This is a genomic window from Bradyrhizobium sp. UFLA05-109 (genome assembly GCF_054185165.1).
Map to the genome: position 1 here is coordinate 43,949 of NZ_JBBIAR010000036.1, position 24,639 is coordinate 68,587.

The window sequence follows — 24,639 nt, forward strand, 5'->3', positions numbered from 1 at the left end:
ACCAGGTTTAGGAGCCAGCCTGGCACCCTTCGAACCCGAACGCGCAAGCCTCCGTCCAACTGAGCACGCGGGCCACAACGGACCGCCTCACGCCGGATGGAGTTTGAAATGTCGATCAAGACCAAGATTGCCGCCATTGCTCTCGCGGCCATGACTGTGACCGCCAGCATTGCGTCCACCACCGCGACCGCCCAGGCCAAGCCGTTCGGCTGGGGCTGGGGTGTAGGCGCCGGCATCGCCACTGCCGCCATCATGGGCACTGCGATCGCCGCCAGCAACGACCCTTATTACTACGGCTATCACCGCTGCGGCTGGGTCGCCCAGTATGACGCCTTCGGCCAGTACCTCGGCCGCGTCCGCACTTGCTACTGATCTTACGTATTTGAGGCCCAATCCCTGAGTGGATCCTGCGTCCGACACGGGCGCCTCATCCACCCCGTGTCGTGCCCCGACCCCGTCCGGTTGTCCCCCCGGGCGGGGTCATCCTTTTTTGGCGTCGGTGTTTTTGTTGCAGTCCCGTCACACAAGGATGCGAACCATCTTCTGCGACATTGCGCGCTTGTTGCTATTGAGAATTACTCGCAATAAGGTTCGCAGCAGGCTCAGGGACTTGGGAAGAAATCGCGTCGCACCGCGATCATCTCGTTCGATCGAGTGAACGAGAAGCACCTGATGACAGGATCGCCACGAATCGGCAGGGATATCGGGGCGTGGGCATATTTGCGTCTTGGGGGCGTGCGTTTTGACGTTGAGAGTTCACCGACATCGCCTTTTGCAGACGGCCGCTGCGATCGCCTGCGGCATGCTGGCGCTCCCCGTGGACGGCCGGGCCGCCGACCTGCCGCTGAAGGCACCGGCCGTGGAGGCAATCTATGACTGGACCGGCTTCTACGTCGGCGGCCACGTCGCCTATGGCGATGCGAGCTTCGGGCCCGGCACCAATCCGCTGCCTGAGCAGGGCCTAATCTTTCCCCACAGCGCAACCGGCATCTCCGGCGGTTATCAGCTCGGCTATAATCGTCAGCTCGCCAATCACGTCGTTCTCGGAATCGAGGCGGATGCCACATTCACCGGGCCACTGGATCCGGCCGCGCTGGGACGCGATCCTCACCCCTTCAACACGACGATCGACTATGTCGGCACGGTGCGGGGCCGCGTCGGCTACGCGTTCGGACGATTGATGCCGTACGTCACCGGCGGCTTCGCGTGGGGGCACACCCACATCAATGTCAACGACGCGAACGGCGACGCGCAGTTTCCGGTCGGACATTACCAGACCGGCTGGACCGCAGGACTTGGGCTCGAGTTCGCGGTCAGCGGCAATTGGACGGCAAAGGCCGAGTACGAATACATCGATCTGGCGCGTCACGCCTACGATCTAAGCGGCTTTGGCCTCGCCAATGTCGACGTCGACCCGCGTATCCATTTGTTCAAGCTCGGCCTGAACTATCAATTCGGCGATACGCCGTGGATGGCGCCCGTCAACGGCAAGACGAAACTGCCGGAATCCGACGACTGGAACGTCCACGCACAAACAACTTTCCTGCCGCAGGGTTATGGGCCGATCCACTCGCCCTATGCCAGCCCGCAAAGCCTTCCGGGCGGCGGCCAGTTGCAGGCGACGTGGACCACCACGGCATTTCTGGGCGCGCGGCTCTGGGAGGGTGGCGAGTTCTATTTCAATCCCGAGCTTGCGCAGGGCTTCGGCCTCAACGGGACACTCGGCCTTGCCGGCTTCTCCAACGGCGAAGCGCAGAAGGCCGGAGCGCCGTTCCCGAAGATTCGTGCACAGCGCTACTATCTCAGGCAGACGTTCGGACTCGGCGGCGAGCAGGAAGAAGTCGCCGACGGGCCGAACCAGCTCGCCGGCAAGCGCGACATCGACCGCATCACGCTGATCGTCGGCCGCTTCGCCGTCGGCGACTTCTTCGACAACAATGCATACGCGCACGATCCGCGCGCCGACTTCATGAACTGGTCGATGTGGGAGTCGGCGGCCTACGACTTTCCTGCCGACCTGCCGGGCTATACGCGCGGCGCCGTGGTCGAGCTCAACCGCAAGGACTGGGCGGTGCGCGCCGGCCTGTTCCAGGTCCCGGCAGCGCCCAACAGCGACGTGCTCACCTTCAAGACCGGCGGCAGCGTGATCGAATTCGAGGAGCGGCATTCGATCTTCGATCAACCCGGCAAGCTCCGGCTCGGCGCGTTCTACAACAGTGGCAATACCGCCAACTACCGTGAAGTGCTCGCGATCGCCGCCGCCAACCCCGCGCTCGATATCAACGACATCGCGACCGCCAACCAGCGCGACCGCACGAAATACGGGTTCTACGCCAATCTCGAGCAGCAGATCGTCAAGGACGTCGGGCTGTTTGCCCGCGCGAGCTGGAACGACGGCCAGAACCAGATTCTGTCCTTCACCGACGTCGACCGCAGCCTGTCCGGCGGACTGTCGATCAAGGGCAGCTCTTGGGGACGGGCGGACGATACGATCGGCATCGGCGGTGCGATCAATGGGCTTTCCGCTGCACATCGCGATTTCCTCGCAGCCGGCGGTACCGGCCTGCTGATCGGCGACGGCCAACTCAACTACAGCCCCGAGCGAATTCTCGAGGCCTACTATGCCTGGAAGCTCAATTCGTGGTCGACCCTGACGTTCGACTATCAGTTCATCACAAACCCGGCCTATAACGCCGACCGTGGGCCGGTCTCGATCCTGTCAGGACGCCTGCACGCCGAGTTCTAAACACTCCAGCCCAACGTTCCAGCCAAGGGCGGGCCGCATGAGACTTCAGGATTTTCGTAGCGCCGCGATCGGGCAGGCGCTGCGCCCCAATGTTTGGGACATTGCGGCCCTGATCCTGGTCGTCGGCGCCATGGTGCTGATCGTCTATGGCGGCGAGCAGACCACAATGCCGCTGTCCGAGCTCGAGCGTACGCCGGTGTCGCTCGATCCGTCGAACTTGCCGTTCTACGCACTGCGTACGACGATGCGGATGCTGCTTGCCATCATCTGCTCCACGATTTTCACCTTCATCTATGCGGCGATCGCCGCCAAGAGCCGGCGCGCCGAGATGGTGATGATCCCGCTGCTCGATATCCTGCAATCGGTACCGATCCTGGGCTTCCTCACCTTCACCGTCGTTTTCTTCCTGAACCTGTTTCCGGGTCAGGTGCTGGGTGCGGAGCTCGCCTCGGTGTTCGCGATCTTCACCAGCCAGGCCTGGAACATGACCTTCAGCATGTACCAGTCGATGCGGAACGTGCCGAAGGACCTGGAGGAGGCAACCCAAAGCTTCCACCTCTCGGGATGGCAGCGCTTCTGGCGGCTCGACGTGCCCTTCGCGATGCCCGGCCTGATCTGGAACGCGATGATGTCGATGTCGGGCGGCTGGTTCTTCGTGGTGGCGTCGGAAGCCATCACCGTCGGCAATACCACCGTGACACTGCCGGGCATCGGCTCCTATGTCGCGCTGGCGATCCAGCAGCAGAACCTGTCCGCCATCTTCTACGCGATCCTGGCGATGCTCTTCGTCATCATCGCTTATGACCAGTTGCTATTCCGCCCGATCGTCGCCTGGGCCGACAAATTCCGTTTCGAGCAGACGGCTTCGGGCGAGGCGCCGACCTCCTGGATGCTCGACCTGTTCCGCCGCACGCGGGCACTGCGCGCGCTGACGCTGCCTTTTACGGCGCTGAGCCGCCTGGTCTCGAACCTGCGCATCCCGCTGCCGACATTCTCCTCCGCGGCCAAAGTCAAAAGCGGCCCGTCGCGGCTGGTCGATACGCTTTGGGTCACGATCATCCTCGCTGGCACGGCTTATGCCGCCTGGCTGACCTATCGCTATCTCTCGAGCAGTCTGAGCCCGACCGACGTTCTCCTCGTCATCCGCGACGGTCTCATCACGCTGCTTCGCGTTGCCGTGCTGATCAGCCTCGCCACCCTGATCTGGGTGCCGGTTGGGGTCTGGATCGGGCTTCGCCCGAAACTCGCCGAGAGGATCCAGCCGCTGGCGCAGTTTCTGGCCGCCTTTCCGGCCAATCTTGCTTTTCCCGTGTTCGTGGTCGCGATCGTCCGCTTCAAGCTGAACGCCAATGTCTGGCTGAGCCCGCTGATGATCCTTGGCACGCAGTGGTACATCCTGTTCAACGTCATCGCCGGAGCCAGCGCATTTCCGAGCGATATGAAGGAAGCGGCGAGCAGCTTCCATCTCAGCGGATGGCGGTGGTGGGTCAAGGTGATCCTGCCCGGCATCTTCCCCTATTACGTCACCGGCGCGATAACCGCGTCGGGCGGCTCGTGGAACGCCTCAATCGTCGCGGAGGTCGCAAGCTGGGGCGACACGCATCTCAATGCCGCCGGACTCGGCGCCTATATCGCCAGCGCGACGGAGGCCGGCGATTTCCCGCGCGTCGTGCTCGGCATTGCCACCATGTGCATCCTGGTGACGTTGTTCAATCGCCTGGTCTGGCGGCCGCTCTATGCCTTCGGCGAACGCCGCCTGCGTCTCGGTTGATGAGGAGATCACCATGCTCGACCAACCCTCCGCGCTCATCGATATCCGCGGCGTCTGCCGGTCCTTTCCCAAGGGCAGCGGCGAGCAGCTCCTGGTGCTCGAAAAAGTCGACTTGACGATCCGCTCCGGCGAGATCGTCGGCCTGCTCGGCCGCTCGGGCTCCGGCAAGTCCACGCTTCTGCGGATCATTGCGGGCCTCGTTACGCCATCCTCGGGCAGTGCAAGCTGCCGGGGTGAGACCATCATCGGTCCGCCGAATGGCGTAGCCATGGTATTCCAGTCGTTTGCCCTGTTTCCCTGGCTGACCGTGCTTCAGAACGTCGAGCTCGGACTCGAGGCGCTCGGCGTCGATGCCGCCGAGAGGCGAAAGCGCGCGCTGGCGGCAATCGACCTGATCGGCCTCGACGGCTTCGAATCCGCCTTTCCCAAGGAATTGTCCGGCGGCATGCGCCAGCGGGTCGGCTTCGCCCGCGCGCTGGTGGTGCACCCGGACCTGCTGCTGATGGACGAGCCGTTCTCCGCCCTCGACGTGCTAACAGCCGAGACGCTGCGCACCGACCTGATCGATCTCTGGATCGAGGGCCGCCTGCCGATCAAATCCGTGCTGATGGTGACGCATAATATCGAGGAAGCGGTGCTGATGTGCGATCGCATCCTGGTGTTCTCCTCCAATCCAGGGCGCGTCGCCGCCGAGATCAAGGTCGAGCTGAAGCATCCGCGCAACCGTCTCGATCCGCATTTCCGCCAGCTCGTCGACAGCATCTATGCCCGCATGACCCAGCGCGCCGAGCCGAAGGCGCCGTCGCTCGAAGGCATTCCCGGCTCCGGCGTCGGCATGACTCTGCATCACGTTTCCTCCAACGTTCTATCGGGCCTGATCGAGACGCTTGCCGGCCCGCCCTATGATGGGCACGCCGACCTGCCGGTGATCGCGGGGCAGCTCCAGCTCGAAGCCGACGAGATCCTGCACCTCGGCGAATCCCTGCAGCTCCTGCGTTTCGCTCAGCTCAGCGAAGGCGACCTGATGCTGACCGAAGCCGGCAAGCGGTTCGCAAATCTCGAGACCGATGCGCGCAAGAAGCTGTTCGCCGAGCACCTCGTGACTTACGTGCCGGTGATGGGACTGATCCGCCGCGTCCTCGATGAACGTCCCTCGCACACTGCGCCCTCGGCGCGCTTCCGCAACGAGCTCGAAGACTACATGTCCGAGGATTATGCGGACGAGACGCTCAAGACGGTTGTGTCATGGGGCCGTTACGCCGAGCTATTCGCCTATGACGAGCAGTCCGAGACGTTCAGCCTGGAGAATCCTGGTTAACCGTTCTCATTGAGCGACGACACTGCGCGAAGCATCGCCTTCAACGGCATCGCATCGTCGAAAGCAGCGTTCTCCCTCTCTCGGTTTTCCTGGCTGCGTTTAGCCTTCGTTAATGATGCTGCTCGATCCGGCAACGGCGGATTTTCGGCGACCCATGTTCACGCGATCCGCGTAAGCTTTACTTAACAGGCGATCTTCAAAGTTCCCCCCTGCCGAGAGGTCGGCAGAGGTTGCCCGGTCACGCTACCCGGTCCTCGATCCTTGATAGACCAGAGAAATTGCCTCTGCCGGGACCCACGGCGATTAGGGTGAAGATCATGCTCCGCGCTCGGTTGTATCGTTTTGCCAGAGATCGCAAGGCCAACGTTGCGGTGATCTTTGCACTTGTGATGGTTCCGACCGTCTTTCTGCTGGGCATGGCGCTGGACTACACTCATACGCAGCACATGAAGGTCGACCTCGACGCCGCCGCCGACGCTGCCGCCGTCGCGACCGTCACCTCGGCGATGATGCAGCAGAGCCCGACGGCGGCCCAGACCGCAGCGAAAAACGTTTTCAACATCACCGCGAATAGCCTGGTGAGCAACAACAACCTGGCGGGACAGCCAACTGTCACGGTCGCGGTCAATTGCAGCAGCCCCAATTCCACAACGGGCTATTGTACCTACGCCGCCTGCCCCTCCCCCCCCGCCACCGGCGTGGACTCAGTCTATGCTGACCCTGTCAACTCAAACAACCAGGTCGTTCGCAACGTCCAGATTTGCTACAACGGGACCGCGACCAACGCCTTTCCGAACCTGCTCAAGCAGGCCAGCTGGCCGTTCGCAGGTGCGTCAACGGCACGCAACCAGGGCGCACCCAATATCAACTTCTATCTCTTGCTGGACGACTCGCCTTCCATGGCGATCGGCGCCACATCGACCGATATCAGCACGCTGATCGCCAACACGCAAAAGCAGGTCGACTCAAACGGGACCAAAGGGTGCGGGTTCGCATGCCACGAAACCAACCCTGCTGCGGACAATCTGGGCAATCCAGGCGGGATTGATAACTACCAGCTTGCGCGCAATCTTGGCCTCACGTTGCGCATCGATCGTGTAACGCAGGCAGTCCAAGCCCTGATGAATACCGCCCAAAGCGTATCGACCACCAATCGAAACACTTACGGGGTAGCGATCTATACGTTCGATTATCAGTTGAACAGCAGCTCGCCAATCTTCGCGCCCAACGGAAAACCCGGGGTGGTGCAAACTCCCGTGACGCCCGCCTCGACGACCAGCTACACGGTAGCGACCATCCAGAGTGCAGCCAGCAGCATTGCGGTCCTGCCGGTCTACAAGAACAACTGGCTGACATCGACGAACAATAATAGCGACGCCGACACCAGCATCGCGGGCGCATTGAACGCTCTCAACAAGATCATGCCGACTCCGGGCAATGGCACCAACGTCGCTAACGATACGCCACAGGAAGTGGTCTTCCTCGTGACCGATGGCGTTGAGGACGTGATGACTACGACCGACGCGTACACGAAATCCTGCAACAAGACGCTCAGTGGCAAGCGCTGCCAGCAGCCGCTCGACCCCACGATCTGCACCACCATCAAGAACAAGAAGATCCGCATCGCGGTGCTTTACACCGAATATGACGACTCGGCGCTCCATAAATCCAACCAGTGGTACGATACCTGGATCTACCCCTTCAACGGCACGTCCACCGGCTCGACCAGCCAGATCGAGACAAATCTGCAATCCTGCGCCTCGTCGACCGATTTGTACCAAAAGGTGACGAAGAACGACGACATCACGGCCGCACTCCAGGCTCTGTTCCTCAAGGTCGCGTCCAACCCCCGCCTGACTCAGTAGAGAAAGCAGTCATGACCGCCACGCACGCCGCGCCCACAACCAAACGCCGCCGCTGGCGTGCGTTCCTTGCCGACCGGAAGGGCGCAACCGCGGTCGAGTTCGCGCTGGTCGGCGCACCGTTCATCGCTTTGCTGCTCGCCATCATCCAGACCTTCCTTGTTTTCTTCGCTCAACAACTCCTGGAACAGGTGGTGAACCAATCGAGCCGGGCGATCCTGACGGGGCAGGCGCAGGCCCAGAGCATGACCCAGGCCCAGTTTGCCAGCGCGGTCTGCTCCAACGTTGTGATCCTGTTCGACTGCAAAGGCCTGATGGTCGACGTCCAGGTTGCCAGCGCGTGGAGTTCGGCGAACACGGGCATGCCAACCCTGACCTACGACGCCCAAGGAAACGTGACGAACACCTGGCAATACAGCCCCGGCAATCAGGGCGACATCGTCGTCGTGCGGGTGATGTATCTGTGGCCGGTTTACCTGGGTCCACTCGGCTTCAATCTGGCGAACCAGTCGAATGGCAGCCGCCTGATCATGGCAACCACGGCGTTCATGAACGAGGCCTTCGTCAACTCATGAGCCGGAGGCTTCATCACGTGCGGAACTTATGGGTCGACACCCGCGCCGTGGCCGCGGTGGAATTCGCCATCGTGGTGCCGTTCATGCTGGTGCTCTATGTGGGCGGCGTCGAACTCGGGAACGGGCTCGCGATCAGCGTCAAGGTCAGCGAAACCGCCCACACGGTGGCGGACCTGGTGTCACGAAACGCATGCGTCACCGACTCATCGCTGAGCACCATGCTTGGTGCGTCGGCGGCGACGATCGCTCCCTATTCCTCCGCTCCCTATTCTTCCACGGCTGTGTCGGTAGTGGTGTCCGAAATATCCACGGACTCCAGCGGCAATGCGACCGTGACCTGGAGCAAGGCGCTCAACGGGACTCCGCTGAGCGGCACGGTAACTTTGCCAGCGGCCCTCGGCACTCCCTCGCCCGCCAACGTATCGTTGATACTCGGCCAGGTCACGTACCAATACACGCCCAACCTTGGTTATACGATCAGCGGGACTATCCCGATCAGCGAGAGCTATTACCTGTATCCGCGCGTTTCCTCGGCCGTGCAGTATCCGTGCAGCTGAAAGATCGCCAGCCGAGGCTGGCCGACACGAGCACCTCCGGCAACAAATCGAATGCCGCAAGCGCGCTGGAGGAATGGCAAGAGAGCCGCGAAGTCCAAGCACCGCCTCGACGTCCGATGTAGATGGAAGAATAGTCGCGGGCGCGTCGTTGAGATCGATCTCGTCGACCTCCGCGATGCCGGCACGGCGCCCGCGAGCACGATTTCGCAACACCCGCGAACGTGCTGTTACGCGGCCCGGAACGCATCGAGGAATTTGCCGACCTCGAGCTTGAGGCGGCCGCTCTCGCCCGAGAGCGACTTCGCTGCAGCGAGCACGTTGGCGGAGGCCGATCCGGTCTGGCTTGCGCCGTGCTGCACTTCGACGATGTTGACGGAGACTTGCTGGGTGCCGCGCGCCGCCTGCTGCACGTTGCGGGATATTTCGCGCGTTGCGGCGCCCTGCTCCTCGACCGCCGAGGCGATGGCGGAGGCGATCTCGGACATGCGGGTGATGGTGTCGCCAATCGCCTTGATGGCGCCCACGGAATCCTGCGTCGCGGACTGGATGCCGGCGATCTGCTGGCTGATCTCGCCGGTCGCTTTTGCGGTCTGCTCGGCCAGCGCCTTGACCTCGGATGCGACGACCGCGAAGCCGCGCCCGGCCTCGCCGGCGCGCGCCGCTTCGATCGTGGCGTTGAGCGCCAGAAGATTGGTCTGGCCTGCGATTTGGCTGATCAGCTCGACGACGTCACCGATGCGGCCGGCAGCCTTGGCGAGCTCGCCGACATGACCGTTGGTCTGCTCGGCCTGCCGAACCGCCTCGCTGGCGATGCGGGCGGAATCCTGGACCTGACGGCTGATCTCATCGACCGATGAGGCCATCTCCTCGGCCGCCGCAGCGACGGTCTGCACGTTGGTGGAAGCCTGCTCGGATGCGGCCGCGACGTTGGCCGTGACCTGCTCGGACTGCTCGGCTGTCCGCGTCAGCGTTCCGGCCGAGGCTTCCAGCTCGGTTGAAGCCGACGAGACGGTGTTGACGACGTTACCGATCAGGGCTTCGAACTCGCGGGCGATCCGGTCCATGCGCTGCCCGCGCTTGAGCTTCACCTCCGCTTCGACGCCGGCCGCCTCGTCGGCGGCGGCCTTGGCGATCAGCGAATCCTTGAAGTGTTGAAGCGAGCCGGCTACCTGGCCGATCTCGTCCTGGCGCCCGCTCGCGGGAATCTCGACCGCGTGCCTGCCTGCGGCAAGAGCGCCGATCACGTCCGCAAGCCTCGCAAGCGGCGTCACCACGCGGCTGCGCAGCATCACGGTCACGCCGGAGAGCATGCCGAGCAGCGCCAGCACCGCGATGCCGGCGAGTGCCAGCATCGCCAGCGCGCCGTCACGGGCCGCGGAGGCGCGGTCGGCCGCCTCCGCCAGCGCAGCGTCACGCACGCCGAAAAACATCTGGATGGCCGGCACGATTGCATCCGCCAGCTCATCGGTGCTGAGACCGAACTTGCCGTCGCTCCGCGCCGCGGGCATCGCCTTCTCGACCACGAGCGCCGCGCGGCCGAAATAGGCCTCGGTTGCGTCCCTGAACGCCTTGGCGATGCGAGGCGGATTTCCGAGCTGATCGATGCCGGCCTCGATGCGCTCGCGGTCCGCCTCTACGCGTCCCTGCATGCGGTCCATCACGGAGAATTCAGCCACCGTCAGCGGGCGGTGGGCGCTGATAGCGGGCGACAGCGTGGCGGCGCGGCTGCCGGCCGAGACGCGCAAATCCTGCGCCGTGCGGGCCACGTTCAGCAGCGCCGCGAGCGAGGAGTCGGCGTTCACCACCTTCGCCTCGAGCCGGTTCATGATCGGTTCGATGGCGGTAATCACCTCGCCGACGCCAGGCAGGAAACCCTTGATCGCGGCGCCATCGCGTGCGCTCAGGGGAACGCTCATGGCGCGGTCCGCCACCGTGCGGGTTTCTTTCAAGCGGCTCGCGGCCCGGTCGAGAGTCTCGACCAGCGCTGCGCCATCATCCAGCGCAATGATCGCCCGCCTTGCGTTCTCGAACGCCGTATCCGCAGCCTTCGCGGCTTTCGCGGTGGCCTCGAGCTGGGCCGGCGTCGCAGGAGCCTCCTGGAAGATCGGCGTGATGTAGGGTGCGCGATAGCCGGCAACGTACTGACTGACCATGAGGACCGCGCCAAAGGCATCGACGGCCTTGATGGCCTGGGAACGGTCGGCATAGATGCGCGTCTGGGGCACCAGCACCTCGGCGCCGAGGATGACCGCGAAGACTGTCACCGACAGCATCGACAGTGCGAACAGCCTCCCGATCCGCATCCCGATCCCCATAGACATTTCTCTAGATATCGGAAATTAGCCGGCAGACACTAAGGCGCCGTTAAGTAAGGCTCCCCCAACAACCGCAGTTCCGCGGAGTGGTCGTAACTGGCCTCAATGCCACTGCAGCGCGAAGGTGCGACGGAATTCCCGGGCATTTGCTCGCCGAATGCTTATATGAGGTAGTCACCGCGCGCCTAACCCGGAACACCGATGCTTTCGCTTGAACTCGCCATCGTCGTCTGCCTCATCGTCGTCAATGGCCTCCTGTCCATGTCGGAGCTGGCGGTCGTCTCCTCGCGCCCGGCCCGGCTCTCGATGCTGGCGGCCAAGGGGGTGCGCGGCGCCGAGCGCGCGCTGGCGCTGGCGTCCGATCCCGGAAAGTTTCTCTCGACGGTGCAGATCGGCATCACGCTGGTCGGCGTGCTGTCAGGCGCGTTCTCGGGCGCGACGCTCGGGCAGCGGCTGTCGCAATGGCTGGTCGAGCTTGGCCTCTCGTCCGGCATTGCCGACATCGTCGGCGTCGGCATCGTGGTGACGCTGATCACCTACGCGACGCTGATCGTCGGCGAGCTCGTGCCCAAGCAGGTGGCGCTGCGCGATCCCGAAAGCATCGCGGTCAAGGTCGCACCGGTGATGGACTGGCTCGCCAGGATCTCGCTGCCGCTGGTGATGGTGCTCGATCTCTCCGGCAAGCTGATCCTGACGCTGCTCGGCCGCGGCGGCAAGGCGGAGGAGAAGGTTTCGGAGGACGAAATCCATCACCTTGTCAGCGAGGCCGAAAACGCCGGCGTGCTCGAACCCGGCGAGAGGGAGATGATCGCCGGCGTGATGCGGCTCGGCGACCGTCCGGTCGGCGCCGTGATGACGCCGCGAACGGAGGTCAACGAGATCGACCTCAATGATGCGCCGGAGACGATCCGCGAGATCATGTCGAAGAGCCCGCATTCACGCTTTCCGGTGTCCGACGGCGATCGCGACAAGCCGATCGGCGTGCTCCAGGCCAAGGACCTGCTCGTCGCTTATTTGAACGAGCGCCCGCCCGATCTGCGTGCGCTGGTGCGCGACGCGCCGGTGATTCCGGCCTCCGCCGATGCGCGCGACGTGCTCGCGATCCTGAAGGCGGCGCCGGTGCATATTGGCCTCGTCTACGACGAATACGGCGCTTTCGAAGGCGTGGTCACCGCAGCCGATATCCTGGAATCCATCGTCGGCGCGTTCCATTCCGAGGAAGGCCCGCCGGAGCCGGCCTATGTCGCGCGTGCCGACGGCTCGCTGCTGGTCTCGGGCTGGATGCCGGTCGACGAATTCGGTGAGCTGCTCGGCTTCGAGCTGCCGCCGCATCACCGCTACAACACCGTGGCCGGCCTCGTGCTGCAACACTTCAACGTGCTGCCCCATGTCGGCGACGCCTTCGACCTCGGTGGCTGGCATCTCGAAGTCGTCGATCTCGACGGCCGGCGAATCGACAAGATCCTTGCGAGTCGAAGGAGTGAGCAGGCGACGGCGTGAGCTGCCTCTCCACTCGTCGTCCCGGGGCGCGCGACGCGCGAGCCCGGGACCCATAACCACAGGATCAAGTTTTGGCGAAGACTGGCTAACCAGCATCTCGCGCCACACCACTCCCTGTGGTTATGGGTCCCGGATGAGCGCTCGCTTGTCCGGGACGACGATTGTGCTGGTGGCACCAGCGCGCCTCTCTCTCGATTTCACTTGTCGCGCTTTTGAGAGCCGCCGTTGGTTCTCTCGTCGTCGTCGCTGTTGCTCGCGTCCGGCGTTCGATCCTGCTTGCCGTTGCTATCGAACGCACCGCTGTAGCCCACGGTATTCGACGAAGTGCCCTGCTCCGTCCGCGGTTCGCGGCCGTAGCGTGGGGTGCCGTCCGCCGTTGTGCCGACGACGGCGTGCGACGGACTTGCTGGATATCCTCCGCCTTGCGCCGTGGCCATGGCCGATAGCGCAAGCCAGAGCAAAGCGGCCATGCTCGCTGTTCTCATGATCTCTCCCGGCTCGACGCGCCGACCAGGTGCTTCTGCGCGTTCGATGGCAATGCGGATCGTGCGTAGGAGTTGCAACGTGCCGGGCGCGAACCGGGCCGGACCCTCACAGAACCGGCTGGAACGAATCCGCCCGCGCCATCCGCCAGGCATCGCGGAAGCGCGGGTCTTCGGTGCCTTCGAGCAACTCCCCCGGCCGCAGCGCCGGATAGAGCTGCGCGAATGATTTCACCTCGGTGGTCGCGGTGCGCTGCGTGAAGTGGATCGGGCGCAGCTCCTGCGGGTGCTCGAGGCCGGCCGCGGCGATCAGCTCGGAGAGCGAGTGCAGTGTCGCATGGTGGTAGTTGTGGACGCGGTCGATCTTGAGCGGCACGTAGAGCGCCCGTGCGCGCGTCGGATCCTGCGTGGCGACACCGGTCGGACAGCGGTCGGTGTGGCAGCTCAGGGACTGGATGCAGCCGAGCGAGAACATGAAGCCGCGCGCCGAATTGCACCAGTCGGCGCCGATCGCCATGGCGCGCGCCATGTCGAAAGCGGTCGCGACCTTGCCCGACGCACCGATCTTGATGCGGTCGCGCGCGTTGATGCCGACCAGCGCGTTGTGCACGAAGTTGACGCCCTCGCGCATCGGCATGCCGAGATGATCCATGAACTCCAGCGGCGCAGCGCCGGTGCCGCCTTCATTGCCGTCGACGACGATGAAGTCCGGATAGATGCCGGTCTCCAGCATGGCCTTGCAGATCGCCAGGAACTCCCAGGTGTGGCCGATGCACAGCTTGAAGCCGGCCGGCTTGCCGCCGGAGAGTTTTCGCATCTCGGCGATGAACTGCATCATCCCGATCGGGGTGGAGAAGGCGCGGTGCGAGGCCGGCGAGATGCAGTCCTCGCCCATGTTGACGCCGCGGATCTTTGAAATCTCTTCGGACACCTTGGCCGCCGGCAGCACGCCGCCATGACCGGGCTTGGCGCCCTGGCTGATCTTGAGCTCGACCATCTTGATCTGGTCTTCGGTTGCCACTCTTGCGAAGGCGTCCGGATCGAAGGTGCCGTCGAGGTGACGGCAGCCGAAATAGCCCGAGCCGATCTCCCAGATGATGTCGCCGCCCATCTCGCGGTGATAGGGGCTGACCCCGCCCTCACCGGTGTCGTGCGCGAAGCCGCCTCTCTTGGCGCCGGCATTCAGCGCGCGCACGGCATTGGGACTGAGCGCGCCAAAGCTCATGGCCGAGATGTTGAACACCGAGGCGGAGTAAGGCTTCGCGCAGTCCGGGCCGCCGATGGTGATACGGAATTTCTCATCGGCCCGCGTCTTCGGCGAGACCGAGTGATGCATCCATTCATAGCCCTCGCGATAAACATCCTCCTGTGTGCCGAAGGGTCGCTTGTCGAGCTGCATCTTGGCGCGCTGGTAGACCACTGCGCGGGTGTCGCGCGAGAACGGCATGCCGTCCTTCTCGCTCTCGAAGAAATACTGCCGCATCTCCGGGCGAATTTCCTCGAGCAGGAAGCGCATATGCGCCGAGATCGGGTAGTTGCGAAGGACCGCGTGGCCCTTCTGCAGGAGATCGCGGACGCCGAGCAGGGTGAGCCCGCCGAAGATCACGATGGGAATGATGAGGAGGTCGAAAATCTTGCGATCGGCGATGCCGAAGCCGATCAGGAGCGCGGTGACGACCGCGCAGATCGTCAGCACGATGAAGCGCGGCGAGAACGGGAGCAGCAGCGTCTCCATGACACCCTGTTCGAGAGGTCCCCTGGGCTGGTTGTGTGCTTTGTTGACGTTGGACACGATCACATCCTCATCGTCGGGCTGACGGGATACTTACTATACGCCTGCGCCTTCATACGGATATGACGCAGCCTGCGTTTCAGGCTAACGAATTCGCCCGGCGCAAATCAATCGCCGGGTGGGCAGGCTACTGCAGTGCAATAGACGGGAGTGAAATGGGGCAGCGGAAGTGCCCGAACTGTGTTCGAGACTGATTGTGGCGCCGCAAGTGTCGCCACAAACTCAACTGTCGTCCCGGGACGCGCCACCGGGTCCGCGCGAAGCGCGGCCCGATGACAGGCTCCGCGCGAGCCCGGGACCCATAACTACAGGATTGAGTTTGGCGAAGATGGGTCACCACCGTCTCGCGCCAAAACTCCTGCCTAGGGTTATGGATCCCGGGCTCGCCCCTTGCGCGCCCCGGGATGACGATGGTGAGATGGGGCGCGGCTGAAGCGCCACTCGCGACGTGGAACTTAGCGCTCCACGAAGGCCTTTTCGATCACGAAATGGCCTGGCTCGCTGCCGGAGCCCTCAGTGAAGCCGCGGCCCTCGAACATGCTACGGAGCTCTTCGAGCATCGCGGGGCTGCCGCACATCATGATACGGTCGGTTGCGATGTCGAGCGGAGCCTGCCCGATGTCGTTGAAGAGCTGCTCGGAGTTGATGAGGTCGGTGATGCGGCCGCGGTTGCGGAACGGCTCGCGAGTCACGGTCGGATAATAGACGAGCTTCTCGGAGAGAATCGGCCCGAACAATTCGTCATCGCGCAAGGTGGCGACGAGCTGCTCGCCATAGGCGAGTTCCGAGACCTGGCGGCAACCGTGAACCAGCACGATGGTCTCGAACCGGTCATAGACGTCGGGGTCCTTGATCAGGCTCGCGAACGGCGCAAGACCAGTGCCGGTCGACAGCAGAAGAAGCCGCTTGCCGGGAATGAGGTTGTCGGCGACGAGCGTGCCGGTCGCCTTGCGGCCGACCAGGATGGTGTCGCCTTCCTTGATCTTCTGGAGGCGCGAAGTGAGCGGGCCGTCCTGAACCTTGATCGAGAAGAACTCGAGCTCTTCCTCGTGATTGGCGCTCGCCATGCTGTAGGCGCGCAGCAACGGACGGCCGTCCACTTCGAGGCCGATCATGGCGAACTGGCCGTTCTGGAACCGGAAGCCGGTATCGCGGGTGGCGCGGAAGCTGAACAGGGTATCGGTCCAGTGCTGGACGGAAAGGACCTTCTCTCGATAAAACGCGCTCATGTGTTTCGATATTCCGAATCTATGCGGTTTTGAACAAAAGGGTTGCCCGGCCCCTTCAACGCGGGGCGAACACCACTGTCATGGCGGATGATCTCGCGTGGTTGATGTACGCCATTGAGATCAATAATCAACCTTGTTTGCGCAGCAATTGATGCCGATCAAACCGGCATTTCCCGTTGATTTGTCAGAACAATTAACGATTTTCTCTTTCCAGGCCGCATTGCAGCAATTTCTTTGCCCAAATGGCTCGCAAGGCAGCACTTAATTTCCATTTGGCTCGCGAGAAATTCATTAAGAATAGCTCTGCTTTTGGCGATGGCAGACCGCCGATTTCCGGCATGAAGCGACTCTTTTGGCGGGACAAGCATGATGCCAAGTAATGAACGGATATTCGTCCAGGCAATACGGAGCTATTGCACGCGGCACGGCATCGCCATCGACGTGCGCGCGGACGGCTGGCTGATCGCGATGGAGCGGGGCGAGACCCGCCGCTTCGCCTTCGGCTACGACGTCGGTCTCAACAGCGCCATTGCGCATCGCCTCGCCAACGACAAATCAGTTACATCAGAGGTGCTCGCGCTGGCAGGCGTACCCTCTATCGCCCATCACCTCTTCCTCAATCCGAAGCTGGGCGAGCACGTCGCCGGACCGCGCTGGTGGGAAGCCATGCTTCGGCTCTTGATGCAGAACCCGCAGGGGCTCGTGGTGAAGCCAAACGAGGGCACGGCCGGCCGGTCAGTCCTCAAGGTGATGAGCAGCGCCGAACTCGAACGCGCCGTGAGCGAAATCTTCGCAATGAGCCTCGGCCTGGTGATCTCACCCTATGTCGAGATCCAGGACGAGGTCCGGGTCATTCTCCTCGATGAGACGCCGATGGCGGTCTATGGCAAGAAGCGGCCGTCGGTGGTCGGCGACGGCGTGCAGACGCTGCGCGAACTGGCGGGCGCGGTGCCCCAGGTCAAGCTCGACGAGCTCGACGCGCGCGAACTGGCCACCATCGTGCCAAGGGGCCAGCGACGCGTCCTCACCTGGCGTCACAATCTCGATGCCGGCGCAAGGCCCGTCCTCATCGCGGACGGCGAGATCCGCGCCGTCTGCGCCAAGCTCGCCATCGACGCCGCCCGTGCCATCGGCATCACCTTCGCATCCATCGACCTCGTCCGCGCCGATGACGCGTGGCAGGTGCTGGAGATCAACTCCGGCGTGATGATGGAGGTGCTGGGGAAATTGTATCCGGACCTGGTGCAGGCGACGTACGACGCGGCGCTGGATCGGGTGTTTGGCGGGGAAGTGCGAGCGCGCTAATTGTTCGCGCCCGGCGAGTCGTCCATTGCCTTGAAGGCTTCCTCGAGTTGCAGCGAGATCGGCACGTTGAGCCGCTCGCCGGTCGGAAGCCTTGCCACGAACCATTTGTTGTAGAGTGGGACGAGGTCGTGGTTGGAGCCGAGCTTGCGGAAGGTGCGCTCGACCACGGCCGAGAGCTGTGGCTCGCCCTTGCGGAACATGATGCCGTAGGGGTCGTAGGACAAATAGTCGCCGGTGACGCGGAACTTGTCCTGCGCCTTGTGGCGCACGATCAGGCCGTAGAGCAGGATGTCGTCGGTCGCGAACGCGTCAGCCTTGCCATCAGCCAGCATCTGGAACGACTGCTCGTGATCGGGCGAGGCGATGATGTTGAGGCCGAGTGAAAACTTCTTGTCGGCCGCATGCATCGCCTGCTCGTTGGTGGTGCCCTTGGTCACCACCACCGTCTTGCCCTTGAGGTCGGTGACGGCAGACACGGCGGACGCCTTTGGCACCATCAGCTTGGTGCCGGCAACGAACATCAGCGGTGAGAACGCGACACGCTTGGCGCGCTCGGCATTGGCCGTGGTCGATCCGCATTCGAGATCGATCTTGTTCTGAAGCACGGCGTCGATGCGGTCGTCCGAGGTGACCTTGACGTACTCGATCTTGAGATCGGGATCGTCGACCTCGACGCCGATCTCCTCCACGATCGCCTCGCAGAGCTCGAGGCTGTAGCCGATCGGCCGGCCCGCCTGGTCGAGGAAGGAGAACGGCGGCGAGCTTTCGCGATAGCCAAGCCGCACGACGTGATTGCTCTTGATGGCTGACAACGTCGGGCTCAGCCCTTCACTGCCACCGGTCTGCCCAGAGGCGCCGGTTGCCAGCGCGCATGCCAGCAACAGGCCTGCCGATATCGCCGATGTCAGGCGCATGACGCGCTCCTGTCAGTGGCCGGCCATCGCGGGTACTTCGCCGGGCACCATGTCCGGCGTAGGAGCCTCGCCTGGTCCGAGCGCATGCTCGGGCCCGAGCTCGCCTTCCCACTTCGCGACCACGGCGGTGGCGAGCGAGTTGCCGATCACGTTGGTGGCGCTGCGCCCCATGTCGAGGAATGTGTCGATGCCCATGATCATCAACAGGCCCGCCTCCGGGATGCCGAACTGCGAGAGCGTCGAGGCGATCACGACCAGCGAGGCGCGCGGCACGCCGGCAACGCCCTTGGAGGTGATCATCAGCGTTGCGAGCATGGCAAGCTGCGTCGCGAGCGACATCTCGATGTGATAGGTCTGCGCGATGAAGATGCTCGCAAAGGTGCAGTACATCATGGTGCCGTCGAGGTTGAAGGAGTAACCGAGCGGCAGCACGAAGCTCGAGATCCGCGAGGAGGCGCCGAACTTGGTCAGCCCCTCCAGCGTCTTGGGATAGGCCGCTTCCGAGCTCGCGGTCGAGAATGCGATCATCAAGGGCTCGCGGATCAGCCGCAACAGGTGGCTGTAGCGCGGCCCGATCGCGACGAACCCGACGACGACCAGGATGCCCCACAAGATCAGCAGCGACAGGTAGAAGCCGCCCATGAACACGATGAGCTTCCACAGCACCAGCAGGCCGTTCTTTGCGACGGTCGCAGTGATCGCGGCCCAGACGGCAATCGGCGCGAACATCATCACATAGCTCGTCACCTTCAGCATGATGTGGGCGAGGTCGTCGATCAATCCGAGGATCTGCTTCGAGCGCTCAGGCAGGGCGCCCATCGCCACCGAGAAGAACACGGCGAAGATCACGATCTGCAGGATCTCGTTCTGCGCCATCGCATCCGCGATCGAGGTCGGGATCAGATGGGTGAGGAATTTCTCGATCGAGAAGGCGGAGACCGGCAGGCCGGTCGACTGCGCCTTGTCCGGCAGAGTGCCCGGGAAATTCGAGCCCGGCTGGAGCAGATTGACCATCAGGAGGCCAAGCAGCAGCGACACGAAAGAGGCGCTGACGAACCAGCCCATGGTCTTGGCGAAGATGCGCCCGAGCCTTGCGCCGGAGCCCATATGCGCGATGCCGCCGACGAGGGTCGCGAACACCAGCGGCGCGATGATCATCTTGATCAGGCGCAGGAACATCATGGCGATCAGGTTGATCGAGGCCGCCCACTCGGCACGGGTGTCGGGCATGAAATTGTAGATCGCCGACCCCACAACGATGCCCAGCACCATCGCGGCCAGAATGTATTGCGTAAACCTGTTCGACATTGCTGACCCCCGCGTATACCGGCGCTTCATAGTGTCGCAGATTTTGACAGCTACGCAACACGCTTGGCGAGCGCTCGCGTTGGCCGGATGTTCCCGTTGTGTAAAGGGGTGGAGCGATCTAGCTTTCACGCAGCGCACAACGGATGCGGCTTGCATGTTTTCTGCGCGGCAACTGCATCAATAAAAGTCAAACAATTAGAGAGGGGATGACCCATGAGCGGGACCGTCAATCGCCAGATCCTTCTGGTGGAGAAGCCGAGCGGCAAGCTTGGACCGGAGCATTTCAGGATGGTCGAGGGCGCCGTGCCGGAGCCGAAGGACGGCGAGGCGCTGTTGCGCGTGCGGTACATCTCGCTCGATGCCGCCAACCGCGCCTGGATGCATGGAGCGACCTATCGCTCGGCGGTCGAGGCCAACAGCGTAATGGCGGGCGGCGCCATCGCCGAGGTCGTCAGCTCGAAGGCCGCGGGGATCGCGGCCGGTGACATCGTGTTCGGCGATACCGGCTGGCAAGACTACGCCGCAGTGCCCGCAAAGCATCTCACGAAAATGCCGAAGCTCGAGCCTCTGACGCATCTGCTCAGCGTGTTCGGCATCGCCGGCCTCACCGCCTATTTCGGCCTGCTGGAGATCGGCAAGCCCAAGGAGGGCGAGACGGTCGTTGTCTCGGCAGCTGCTGGCTCGGTTGGATCGATCGTCGGACAGATCGCCAAGATCAAGGGATGTCGCGTGATCGGCATCGCCGGCGGCGCGGACAAGTGCAACTGGCTCACCTCGGAACTCGGCTTCGATGCCGCGGTCGATTACAAGGACGGCGCGGTGTTCAAGGCGCTGCGCGCGGCCGCGCCTGATGGCATCGACGTCTATTTCGACAATGTCGGCGGCGACATTCTGGAAGCCTGCCTGCCACAGATGAACAATTACGGCCGCATCGCCTGCTGCGGTGCTATCTCGCAATATGATGGCGCGCCGTCCGCGCATGGCCCGCGCGGCGTGCCCGGCTTGATCGTGGTGAAGCGGCTCGTGATGCAGGGCTTCATCGTGATGGACTACATGGACCAGAGCCAGCGTGCGCTCGCCGACCTGCAAGCCTGGGTCAAGTCGGGACAGTTGAAGGTGCAGGAGGACATCATCAATGGCCTCGAGAACACGCCGCGGGCGCTGATCGGATTGCTTGCGGGCGACAACCGCGGCAAGCGCATGGTCAAGCTCTGATGATGGTGTCCCGCTACATTCGGTGGGCATAATCTACTTGCGGTAGATGCCAAAGCGGCCAATGATGCCCCGCGCGCCTCGCGCCGATTGCGATCATATGACTTTTTCGAAGCCTCGATTTTCAAGGCATGGGCTTCACCAAGGGCAGGAATTGACGCAAATGTTCAACAGCTCAAGAATTGTCGCAACGCGCAACGCGTTGCTGACGGCGGCTCTCTTCGCAACTGCAGCACCGATCTTCGCGCAGGCCCCGACCGACGCGCAGAAGAGTGCGATCCGGTCCGCATGCCGGGCCGACTATCAGGCGCATTGCGCGAGCGTGACACCGGGCGGCGCCGAGGCGCTGCAATGCCTGAACAAGAACATGTCGAGCCTGTCGTCGGCCTGCCAGAGCGCGGTGCGCGCGATCGAACCGGCGGCCGCACCAAAGACCGAAGCCGCGCCGGCCGCACCGAAGGCCGAATCGGCGCCTTCCGCTGAACCCGCCAAGCCGGCCGCCGCGACCGAAGCACCCAAAGCCGAGACGCCCAAAGCTGCCGCGGCCAAGCAGCCGAGCAGCGCACAGGTCTCCGCGATCAAGAGCGCCTGCCGCTCCGACTATCCAAAAGTCTGCGCCGGCGTGCCGCCCGGCGGCGCGCCCGCGCTCGAATGCCTGGAGAAGAACAAGGCGAGAGTCTCGTCCGCCTGCGCGAAGGCAGTGAGCGCTGCCAGTGGCGGCGGCGCGGCGGCCGCGGCAGCGCCCGCGGGCACGGCACCCGCAGCGGCCGCACCCGCGGCAGCACCGGCGGTGATCGTGCTGCGGCCCTTGCGGCCGCGCGAGGAACTGATCATCGTACGTTCGGCCTGCGGCGGCGATGTCCGGACATTGTGCGCCGGCGTGGCGCCGGGAGGCGGCCGCATTGCGCAATGCCTTGCAACCAACGCCGCGACACTGTCGCCCGCCTGCAAAGAAGTCCTTGCCCCCTTCGCTGCGCGCTAGGATCGCGCTAGGATGCCGAGTCCTTGGACGCAGCGCTTCACCCAGGCGCCATTCACCAGCGCGGTCGTGCACTTGGCGCCACGGACCAGAGCCGATGAGTTAGCGAGGTCGTAAGCACACTGTCGGTCAGGGAGGATAACGTTGCAGATCGCCGTGATCGGCGGGGGGCCCGGCGGGCTCTACTTCGCCTATCTCTGGAAGAAGCGCCACCCCGAGGACCAGGTCGACCTGTTCGAGCAGAACCCGGCCGACGCGACCTGGGGCTTTGGCGTTGTCTTCTCGGATGAGGCGCTGGAGTTCCTGCGCGCCGACGACCCTGACACCGTCGACGCGATCACGCCGCACATGGAGAGCTGGGAAAACATCACGCTGAACCTCGGCGGAGACAGCGTCGCCATCGACGGCGTCGGCTTCTCCTCGATCGGGCGGCTCGAGCTCCTGAAATTCCTCCAGCAGCGCGCGCTCGATGCCGGCGTCACACCGCGCTTCGATACGCCGGTCCATTCCATCGATCAGGTCAACGGCCATGATCTGATCGTCGCCGCCGACGGGCTCAACTCGCTAGTGCGCCGCACCTATGAAGGCGATTTCGGCACCTCGCTGTCCTACTGCTCCAACAAATTCGTCTGGTACGGCACCTCGAAACGCTTCGACACGCTGTCGCAGACCTTCGTGAAGACCGACCGCGGTGCCTTCAATGCCCATCACTACCGCTACTCGCCGACCATGAGCACCTTCCTGGTCGAGTGCGACCATGCCACCTGGCAGGCGTATGGCTTTGCCTACAAGGACGTCGAGCAATCCAAGGGCGTGTGCGAGGAGGTCTTTGCGGATACGCTCGGCGGTCACTGCCTGGTCTCGAACAAATCGGTCTGGCGCAACTTCCCCTGGGTCTGGAACGAGCACTGGTCGTTCAAGAACATGGTGCTGATCGGGGATGCCTTGCACTCGGCGCATTTCTCGATCGGCTCGGGCACGCGGCTCGCCATCGAAGACGCAATTTCGCTGGTGAGGGCGCTGGAATCGGACGCGCATCTTGCCACCGCGCTGCACCGCTATCAGGCCGAACGCAAGCCGATCGTGCAAAAGCTCGTCAGCGCAGCGCGCACCTCGGCCGGCTGGTATGAGCATTTTGCCGAGCACATGAAGCTCGACCTGATGGATTTTGCCTACAGCTACATCACCCGCTCGGGGCGGATCGACGATGCGCGCCTGCGCCATATGTCCCCGGCCTTCATGGCCCGCTACGAGGCGGAAAAGAACGGCGGAAGCCCGGAATGAGGGTGTGACCTGCAGGCGCTGCTCACGGTGTGAGAGGATGACGTGAGGGACGCACTATGCCGCTCCACTACCGATGTCATCCCGGCGAAGGCCGGGATCCATAACCACAGAAAGCCGTTGTGGCGCGAGATAGTGGTTACCAGTCTACGCCAAACTACTCCCTTGGGTTATGGGTCCCGGGCTCGCGGAGCCTGTCATCGGGCCGCGCTTCGCGCGGACCCGGTGGCGCGCCCCGGGACGACAGCAGAGCGTTAGGCCGCTCCCTCGCCAACCTGATACGTCTGCACACCCTCACCCCGCCTTCCCCAGATGCTCCAGCGCGTCCTCGGCGCGCAGGGGGACGCGGGAGGCTTCGTTGTTGAGATCGACGAGCTGCATGAGCAGCGTCATCAACGTCTTGCGGTCGGCGGATTTGAGCGGCTCCAGCATGCGCGCCTGGGCGCGTTCGACCGCAGGGATGATGTCCTTGAGGATCTCGGCACCCTGCTTCGTCGGATAGAGTAGCTTGATCCGCTTGTCCTCGGGCGCCGGCTTGCGCTCGATATAGTCCTTGGCCTGGAGCCGCTCGATGACGCTGCCGAGGGTCGAGCGGTCAAAGGCGATCACCGCGGACAGCCGCGTTGCATCGATGCCGGGATGGGTATGGATCGCGACCAGCGCCGCATATTGCACCGGCGTCAGGTCGAATGCCTTGCACTCCTCCATGAAGATCGAGACCGCGATCTGCTGCATGCGCCGGAACAGATAGCCCGGCGCGGCATAGACCGCGTCCATCGTGATCGCAGAAGGAGGCCTACTCGGCATCGGGCTGCTGTTCCGGCGCGGCGTTGGCGAAGGCCGGCAGCGCCTTCGCCGCAGCTTCCGCCTGGAGCAGACGCGGATAGGCCGAGACGTCGACGCCGAAGCGGCGGGCATTGCCGAGCTGCGGCACCAGGCAGAGCTCGGCCAGCGTCGGCGCGTCGCCGAAGCAGAACGGCCCCGGCCCGTTCTTCACCAGCGTCTCGCAGGCCGACAGCCCCTCGCGATTGACCCAGGCGGCCCATTCCTGGACCTTCTCCTCCGCCAGCCCAAGCTCCCGCAGGCGCGCCAGCACTTTCAGGTTCTGCACCGGGTGGGTATCGCAGGCGATGGCAAGCGCGAACGCGCGCACCTTGGCGCGGCGCAAGCTATCCTTCGGCAGCAGGGGCGGATTGGGTTGGATCTCATCCAGCCATTCGATGATGGCGAGCGACTGCGTGAGGATCGTGCCCGCATCATCCTCCAGCGCCGGCACCAGGCCTTGCGGGTTGATGGCGAGATAGGCGGGCGCGCATTGCTCGCCCTTGCGCAAATGATGCGGCAGGTGAGCGGCGGTCAGGCCCTTCAGGTTCAGCGCGATCCGCACCCGATAGGCCGCGCTGGAGCGGAAATAACCATGCAGCTTCATCGGAACCCTCCCTTTTGGTTTCTCGTCCGTCAAGTTGACGCTATCCAGATTGACAGTATACTGT

At 63.6% G+C, this 24,639-nt stretch carries 21 protein-coding genes; 12 read left to right on the forward strand and 9 right to left on the reverse strand.

All coding sequences use genetic code 11. The features are described 5' to 3' along the window. Positions 1–108: 108 nt before the first annotated feature. The 7 genes from Q3C01_RS25280 to Q3C01_RS25310 all read left to right on the forward strand — a co-directional run bounded on the left by Q3C01_RS25280 (position 109) and on the right by Q3C01_RS25310 (position 8,829). The gene (locus Q3C01_RS25280) at positions 109–372 is read left to right on the forward strand and encodes a hypothetical protein (protein ID WP_458148009.1); all 264 of its coding nucleotides are present in this window, start codon (positions 109–111) and stop codon (positions 370–372) included. A gap of 430 nt (positions 373–802) precedes the next feature. After that, positions 803–2,746 (forward strand): carbohydrate porin, encoded by a 1,944-nt coding sequence (locus tag Q3C01_RS25285; RefSeq protein ID WP_458148052.1) that lies wholly within the window; start codon positions 803–805, stop codon positions 2,744–2,746. Between the two features lie 37 nt (positions 2,747–2,783). Continuing rightward, a complete protein-coding gene (locus tag Q3C01_RS25290; RefSeq protein WP_458148010.1) occupies positions 2,784–4,517 on the forward strand; it encodes an ABC transporter permease in 1,734 nt (577 codons plus the stop codon). A gap of 13 nt (positions 4,518–4,530) precedes the next feature. Next, positions 4,531–5,835, forward strand: coding sequence for an ABC transporter ATP-binding protein (locus Q3C01_RS25295; RefSeq protein ID WP_458148011.1), 1,305 nt, complete (start codon positions 4,531–4,533; stop codon positions 5,833–5,835). Between the two features lie 317 nt (positions 5,836–6,152). Next, positions 6,153–7,700, forward strand: coding sequence for a TadE/TadG family type IV pilus assembly protein (locus Q3C01_RS25300; RefSeq protein ID WP_458148053.1), 1,548 nt, complete (start codon positions 6,153–6,155; stop codon positions 7,698–7,700). Positions 7,701–7,711: 11 nt separating this feature from the next. Next, complete coding sequence (locus Q3C01_RS25305) at positions 7,712–8,272, forward strand: TadE/TadG family type IV pilus assembly protein (protein ID WP_458148012.1); 561 nt, start codon at positions 7,712–7,714, stop codon at positions 8,270–8,272. A 17-nt stretch (positions 8,273–8,289) separates the two neighbouring features. After that, entirely contained in the window at positions 8,290–8,829 is a 540-nt protein-coding gene (locus Q3C01_RS25310) for a TadE/TadG family type IV pilus assembly protein (protein ID WP_458148013.1), read from the forward strand. A 227-nt stretch (positions 8,830–9,056) separates the two neighbouring features. On the opposite strand, the gene Q3C01_RS25315 is transcribed toward Q3C01_RS25310, so the two are convergent. Continuing rightward, positions 9,057–11,132: a methyl-accepting chemotaxis protein gene (locus tag Q3C01_RS25315; RefSeq protein WP_458148014.1), complete on the reverse strand. Its 2,076-nt coding sequence runs from the start codon at positions 11,130–11,132 to the stop codon at positions 9,057–9,059. 213 nt (positions 11,133–11,345) lie between these two features. On the opposite strand from Q3C01_RS25315, the gene Q3C01_RS25320 reads away from it, so the two are divergent. Further along, positions 11,346–12,644, forward strand: coding sequence for a hemolysin family protein (locus Q3C01_RS25320; protein WP_458148015.1), 1,299 nt, complete (start codon positions 11,346–11,348; stop codon positions 12,642–12,644). A gap of 197 nt (positions 12,645–12,841) precedes the next feature. Here Q3C01_RS25320 and Q3C01_RS25325 read toward each other — a convergent pair whose 3' ends face one another. From Q3C01_RS25325 to Q3C01_RS25340, 4 genes are all read right to left on the reverse strand, one after another. Then, positions 12,842–13,129 carry a hypothetical protein gene (locus Q3C01_RS25325; protein ID WP_458148016.1) on the reverse strand — a complete coding sequence of 96 codons (288 nt, stop codon included), beginning with the start codon at positions 13,127–13,129 and terminating at the stop codon, positions 12,842–12,844. A 106-nt stretch (positions 13,130–13,235) separates the two neighbouring features. Further along, on the reverse strand, positions 13,236–14,861 hold the full coding sequence (locus Q3C01_RS25330; protein WP_458148054.1) for an FMN-binding glutamate synthase family protein: 1,626 nt from the start codon (positions 14,859–14,861) through the stop codon (positions 13,236–13,238). Positions 14,862–15,373: 512 nt separating this feature from the next. Further along, positions 15,374–16,147 (reverse strand): ferredoxin--NADP reductase, encoded by a 774-nt coding sequence (locus tag Q3C01_RS25335; RefSeq protein WP_458148017.1) that lies wholly within the window; start codon positions 16,145–16,147, stop codon positions 15,374–15,376. Positions 16,148–16,340: 193 nt separating this feature from the next. After that, entirely contained in the window at positions 16,341–16,487 is a 147-nt protein-coding gene (locus Q3C01_RS25340; RefSeq protein ID WP_458148018.1) for a hypothetical protein, read from the reverse strand. Between the two features lie 29 nt (positions 16,488–16,516). Here Q3C01_RS25340 and Q3C01_RS25345 point away from each other — a divergent pair, with 29 nt between their 5' ends. Continuing rightward, on the forward strand, positions 16,517–17,452 hold the full coding sequence (locus Q3C01_RS25345) for an ATP-grasp domain-containing protein (protein WP_458148019.1): 936 nt from the start codon (positions 16,517–16,519) through the stop codon (positions 17,450–17,452). On the opposite strand, the gene Q3C01_RS25350 is transcribed toward Q3C01_RS25345, so the two are convergent. Beyond that, positions 17,449–18,366, reverse strand: a complete 918-nt coding sequence (locus Q3C01_RS25350; RefSeq protein WP_458148020.1) for an amino acid ABC transporter substrate-binding protein — start codon at positions 18,364–18,366, stop codon at positions 17,449–17,451. The two genes, Q3C01_RS25345 and Q3C01_RS25350, sit on opposite strands and share 4 nt — an antisense overlap. Positions 18,367–18,378: 12 nt before the next feature. Further along, positions 18,379–19,674, reverse strand: coding sequence for a dicarboxylate/amino acid:cation symporter (locus tag Q3C01_RS25355; RefSeq protein ID WP_458148021.1), 1,296 nt, complete (start codon positions 19,672–19,674; stop codon positions 18,379–18,381). 213 nt (positions 19,675–19,887) lie between these two features. On the opposite strand from Q3C01_RS25355, the gene Q3C01_RS25360 reads away from it, so the two are divergent. The 3 genes from Q3C01_RS25360 to Q3C01_RS25370 all read left to right on the forward strand — a co-directional run bounded on the left by Q3C01_RS25360 (position 19,888) and on the right by Q3C01_RS25370 (position 23,149). Continuing rightward, on the forward strand, positions 19,888–20,889 hold the full coding sequence (locus Q3C01_RS25360; RefSeq protein ID WP_458148022.1) for an NADP-dependent oxidoreductase: 1,002 nt from the start codon (positions 19,888–19,890) through the stop codon (positions 20,887–20,889). A 160-nt stretch (positions 20,890–21,049) separates the two neighbouring features. Continuing rightward, positions 21,050–21,868 (forward strand): cysteine rich repeat-containing protein, encoded by an 819-nt coding sequence (locus tag Q3C01_RS25365; RefSeq protein WP_458148023.1) that lies wholly within the window; start codon positions 21,050–21,052, stop codon positions 21,866–21,868. Positions 21,869–22,009: 141 nt separating this feature from the next. After that, positions 22,010–23,149, forward strand: a complete 1,140-nt coding sequence (locus Q3C01_RS25370) for an FAD-dependent monooxygenase (RefSeq protein WP_458148024.1) — start codon at positions 22,010–22,012, stop codon at positions 23,147–23,149. Positions 23,150–23,440: 291 nt separating this feature from the next. Here Q3C01_RS25370 and Q3C01_RS25375 read toward each other — a convergent pair whose 3' ends face one another. Together Q3C01_RS25375 and maiA are read right to left on the reverse strand one after the other, a co-directional pair. Next, a complete protein-coding gene (locus Q3C01_RS25375; RefSeq protein WP_458148025.1) occupies positions 23,441–23,953 on the reverse strand; it encodes a MarR family winged helix-turn-helix transcriptional regulator in 513 nt (170 codons plus the stop codon). Next, a complete protein-coding gene (maiA, locus tag Q3C01_RS25380) occupies positions 23,943–24,575 on the reverse strand; it encodes a maleylacetoacetate isomerase (protein ID WP_458148026.1) in 633 nt (210 codons plus the stop codon). The genes Q3C01_RS25375 and maiA overlap by 11 nt, the downstream gene beginning before the upstream one ends. Positions 24,576–24,639: the final 64 nt, after the last annotated feature.

Coding starts and splice junctions, on each gene's coding strand:
- Q3C01_RS25355 (WP_458148021.1), bottom strand. CDS start 19,674: ATGTCGAACAGGTTTACGCAATACATTCTGGCCGCGATGGTGCTGGGC.
- Q3C01_RS25360 (WP_458148022.1), top strand. CDS start 19,888: ATGAGCGGGACCGTCAATCGCCAGATCCTTCTGGTGGAGAAGCCGAGC.
- Q3C01_RS25335 (WP_458148017.1), bottom strand. CDS start 16,147: ATGAGCGCGTTTTATCGAGAGAAGGTCCTTTCCGTCCAGCACTGGACC.
- maiA (WP_458148026.1), bottom strand. CDS start 24,575: ATGAAGCTGCATGGTTATTTCCGCTCCAGCGCGGCCTATCGGGTGCGG.
- Q3C01_RS25305 (WP_458148012.1), top strand. CDS start 7,712: ATGACCGCCACGCACGCCGCGCCCACAACCAAACGCCGCCGCTGGCGT.
- Q3C01_RS25295 (WP_458148011.1), top strand. CDS start 4,531: ATGCTCGACCAACCCTCCGCGCTCATCGATATCCGCGGCGTCTGCCGG.
- Q3C01_RS25320 (WP_458148015.1), top strand. CDS start 11,346: ATGCTTTCGCTTGAACTCGCCATCGTCGTCTGCCTCATCGTCGTCAAT.
- Q3C01_RS25315 (WP_458148014.1), bottom strand. CDS start 11,132: ATGCGGATCGGGAGGCTGTTCGCACTGTCGATGCTGTCGGTGACAGTC.
- Q3C01_RS25280 (WP_458148009.1), top strand. CDS start 109: ATGTCGATCAAGACCAAGATTGCCGCCATTGCTCTCGCGGCCATGACT.
- Q3C01_RS25290 (WP_458148010.1), top strand. CDS start 2,784: ATGAGACTTCAGGATTTTCGTAGCGCCGCGATCGGGCAGGCGCTGCGC.
- Q3C01_RS25350 (WP_458148020.1), bottom strand. CDS start 18,366: ATGCGCCTGACATCGGCGATATCGGCAGGCCTGTTGCTGGCATGCGCG.
- Q3C01_RS25300 (WP_458148053.1), top strand. CDS start 6,153: ATGCTCCGCGCTCGGTTGTATCGTTTTGCCAGAGATCGCAAGGCCAAC.
- Q3C01_RS25340 (WP_458148018.1), bottom strand. CDS start 16,487: ATGCCGGAAATCGGCGGTCTGCCATCGCCAAAAGCAGAGCTATTCTTA.
- Q3C01_RS25375 (WP_458148025.1), bottom strand. CDS start 23,953: ATGCCGAGTAGGCCTCCTTCTGCGATCACGATGGACGCGGTCTATGCC.
- Q3C01_RS25330 (WP_458148054.1), bottom strand. CDS start 14,861: ATGGAGACGCTGCTGCTCCCGTTCTCGCCGCGCTTCATCGTGCTGACG.
- Q3C01_RS25285 (WP_458148052.1), top strand. CDS start 803: ATGCTGGCGCTCCCCGTGGACGGCCGGGCCGCCGACCTGCCGCTGAAG.
- Q3C01_RS25365 (WP_458148023.1), top strand. CDS start 21,050: ATGTTCAACAGCTCAAGAATTGTCGCAACGCGCAACGCGTTGCTGACG.
- Q3C01_RS25325 (WP_458148016.1), bottom strand. CDS start 13,129: ATGAGAACAGCGAGCATGGCCGCTTTGCTCTGGCTTGCGCTATCGGCC.
- Q3C01_RS25345 (WP_458148019.1), top strand. CDS start 16,517: ATGCCAAGTAATGAACGGATATTCGTCCAGGCAATACGGAGCTATTGC.